Below are 2879 nucleotides of genomic sequence, written 5' to 3'. Positions count from 1 at the left end.
CATAATCATTTAATCGGTTTACGATATAGTCATAAATAGCGATCGTTTCATCATCTACTAGAATTCCCATAATTCCATTTAACGAAGGATTTAGGCGGATTGCCACTTTTTTAATGTCAACCACTTGCTTCAATTCGTCCAGAATGTCAAACAAAATTCTAGCACGATTTTCTATAGAACCACCATACTCGTCTTCGCGAAGGTTTGTGTTTTTGCTAAAGAATTGTTGCAGTAAATAGCCATTTGCACCATGAAGTTCTACACCATCAAAACCCGCTTTGAAAGCATTAATTGTTCCTTGTTTGAAATCGGCAATGGTTCTTTTGATATCTTCAATGGTCATAGCTTTTGAAACTTCGGTGGGTTTAAAGCCTTCGGCGGTAAAAACCTGTTGATTTGGGTTTACAGCCGAAGGGGCTAAAGGTTTTTTTCCATAGTGTAAATCCGGATGTGAGTAAGCTCCTGTATGCCATAATTGGGCAACAATTTTTCCTCCCTTTTGGTGAACTGCTTCGGTTGTCAATTTCCAGCCTTCTACTTGTTCTGCTGTATAAATTCCGGGAACATTTACAACACCTATTCCTTCTTCACTTACAAAAGTACCTTCAGTGATAATTAGTCCTGCAGAAGCGCGTTGTTCATAATACTTTGCGGTTAGCGCAGTGGCGATGTTTCCTGAGTTGTTAGATCGGCTTCTCGTCATAGGTGCCATCACGATTCGGTTATTTAACTGGCTATCATTAAGTTGGTAAGAATCAAAAATCAATAACTTTTCCATTGTGTTTATAATTTAATTTGTAAATTTGCTTGCATTTTGCAAGTGCAAATATACAAACTACTTTCAATTTGCAAGTTGTTTTATAAATTATTTTTTATGATGAATACAAAAAAGAGGTCGGATTGCCCAATTAGTAGCTCCCTTGACATTTGGGGAGACAAATGGTCATTGCTTATTATCAGGGATTTAATGTTTGCTAAAGAGTGTACTTATGGTGACTTTCTGAAGGCGGAAGAGAAAATTGCTACCAATATTTTGGCGGCACGATTACTAATGTTGGAAGAAAAAGAAATTATTTCAAAATTGAGCCATCCCGAAAGCAAAGCAAAAGTATTGTACAAACTCACTCAAAAAGGGATTGATTTATTGCCTTTAATGATTGAAATAAATTTATGGGCAGATAAATATTTAGAAATCCCCACTGAAAGAAAGGAAATATTGAAGGAAGTCAAAAAAGACAAGGAAGCCTTTATAAAAAGTATGACAAAAGAATTGAAAAAGTAATTAAAAACGATATGTTTTGCATACTGTAAAAGATTTGTGGAACACCTCAAAAAGCAGAAATGATTTGAGGAGAGTTTTATAGCACTATATTTCTACGTTTCCTTTACCGAAATAATCTTCACTGGACAAGCTTTTGCTGCTAGCTCACAGCTTTCGGCTATGGTGTGGTCGGGTGATTTCAAAGTGTAAAAACCTTTGGCGTTTACACTTTTAATCAATACCGATTTTCCGTCTTTTTTGGACATCTGAAATTGAACAGGCGCCATTTCGACACAATAGTTGCACCCAATGCATTTGTCCCTTTGTAGCGTTACAATGACCATTAGGCTTCGACTATTTTGTATAATTTGTCAGACATACGAATTCTGAAAGGCAGTTTGAAAGTACAGTCGTCTCCTTTGGTTGCTTTTTCGGCAATGGTGTCATTTACGTACATTTCCTCGATAACCATTTCCTGTGCTCCTGTTCTTGGACCTGTAACCAATATTTTGTCGCCTATTTTAATGTCGTAAGCTTCAATTTTGAATTGACCAATTTCAGCTTTAGGGAAAAAGTGAGTTCCTTTACCCACATATACTTTCTTCTGCGTTGCCATTGATCCTGAAACATCGCTCCATTCTCCCAATTCCTGTCCGAGGTAATAACCTGACCAAAAACCGCGATTGTAAACGGTGTTCAATGCTTCCATCCAAACTGCGATTTTTTTTTTGGTGAAAGTGCCTTCGTAATAACTGTCAATCGCTTCACGATAGGTTTTTATTACGGTGGCAACATATTCCGGAGCACGTCCACGTCCTTCAATTTTCAATACTTGAATCCCTGAATCCATCACTTGGTCCAGAAAATCCAGCGTGCATAAATCTTTTGGAGACATCATGTATTCGTTATCCAATTCGATTTCGAAACCGGTTTCCTGATCGATTACGGTGTATTTTTTACGGCAATTTTGTTTGCAGGCACCGCGGTTTGCCGAAGAATTATTGGAATGTAAACTCAAATAGCATTTTCCCGAAACGGCCATGCATAAGGCTCCGTGACCGAAGATTTCAATTTCTACCAAGTTTCCGTTTGGCCCTTTGATTTGTTCTTTTTCAATTTGAGCTGTTATACTTTTTACCTGACGTAAACTCAATTCACGACTCAAAACCATAGTGTCAGCAAATAGGCTATAGAATCTGATGGTTTCGATATTGGTAATATTCAATTGAGTCGAAATATGAACTTCCATTTCAATACCTCTCGCCATCGCAATAACGGCTTGATCAGAGGCAATAACGGCTGTTATGTTGGCTTCTTTCGCTTTGCCCAATAATGTCTTCACGACTGATAAATCATGGTCGTAAATGATGGTGTTTAGGGTCAAATAACTTCTAACGTTTTTTGCTTCGCATCGGCGGGCGATTTCCGGTAAATCATCCATCGTGAAATTGACCGTTGCACGGGCGCGCATGTTCAATTGTTCTACTCCAAAATATACAGAATCAGCACCGTTATCAAGTCCAGCCTGAAGCGACTCAAAGTTCCCTGCGGGAGCCATGAGTTCAATTTTATTAGTAACTGTCATGATAAACTATTCTAAAATCTTATACATTTTATC

Annotated in this window: 4 protein-coding genes; 1 reads left to right on the top strand and 3 read right to left on the bottom strand. The window is 37.9% G+C overall.

What is annotated here, in order from left to right:
- On the bottom strand, positions 1-778 hold a 778-nt coding region (locus VFS71_RS08085), incomplete at its 3' end, for an alkene reductase (protein WP_326400435.1).
- Positions 779-874: 96 nt separating this feature from the next.
- Between VFS71_RS08085 and VFS71_RS08080 the strand changes: the two genes are divergently transcribed.
- On the top strand, positions 875-1282 hold the full coding sequence (locus tag VFS71_RS08080) for a helix-turn-helix domain-containing protein (RefSeq protein ID WP_326400434.1): 408 nt from the start codon (positions 875-877) through the stop codon (positions 1280-1282).
- A gap of 92 nt (positions 1283-1374) precedes the next feature.
- Here the strand turns inward: VFS71_RS08080 and VFS71_RS08075 are convergent, their stop codons facing one another.
- A complete protein-coding gene (locus tag VFS71_RS08075) occupies positions 1375-1605 on the bottom strand; it encodes a ferredoxin (protein ID WP_100432612.1) in 231 nt (76 codons plus the stop codon).
- Positions 1605-2846 (bottom strand): peptidase U32 family protein, encoded by a 1242-nt coding sequence (locus VFS71_RS08070; RefSeq protein WP_326400432.1) that lies wholly within the window; start codon positions 2844-2846, stop codon positions 1605-1607. The genes VFS71_RS08075 and VFS71_RS08070 overlap by 1 nt, the downstream gene beginning before the upstream one ends.
- Between the last annotated feature and the right edge of the window lie 33 nt (positions 2847-2879).

The sequence above is a fragment of the Flavobacterium sp. genome, assembly GCF_035760125.1.
In the GTDB taxonomy this organism is placed as follows: Bacteria; Bacteroidota; Bacteroidia; order Flavobacteriales; family Flavobacteriaceae; genus Flavobacterium.
This window is presented reverse-complemented; position numbering and strand designations above follow the sequence as displayed.

Excerpts from the sequence above, each read along its gene's own strand:
- VFS71_RS08080 (WP_326400434.1), top strand. The coding sequence starts at position 875 with ATGATGAATACAAAAAAGAGGTCGGATTGCCCAATTAGTAGCTCCCTT.
- VFS71_RS08075 (WP_100432612.1), bottom strand. The coding sequence starts at position 1,605 with ATGGTCATTGTAACGCTACAAAGGGACAAATGCATTGGGTGCAACTAT.
- VFS71_RS08070 (WP_326400432.1), bottom strand. The coding sequence starts at position 2,846 with ATGACAGTTACTAATAAAATTGAACTCATGGCTCCCGCAGGGAACTTT.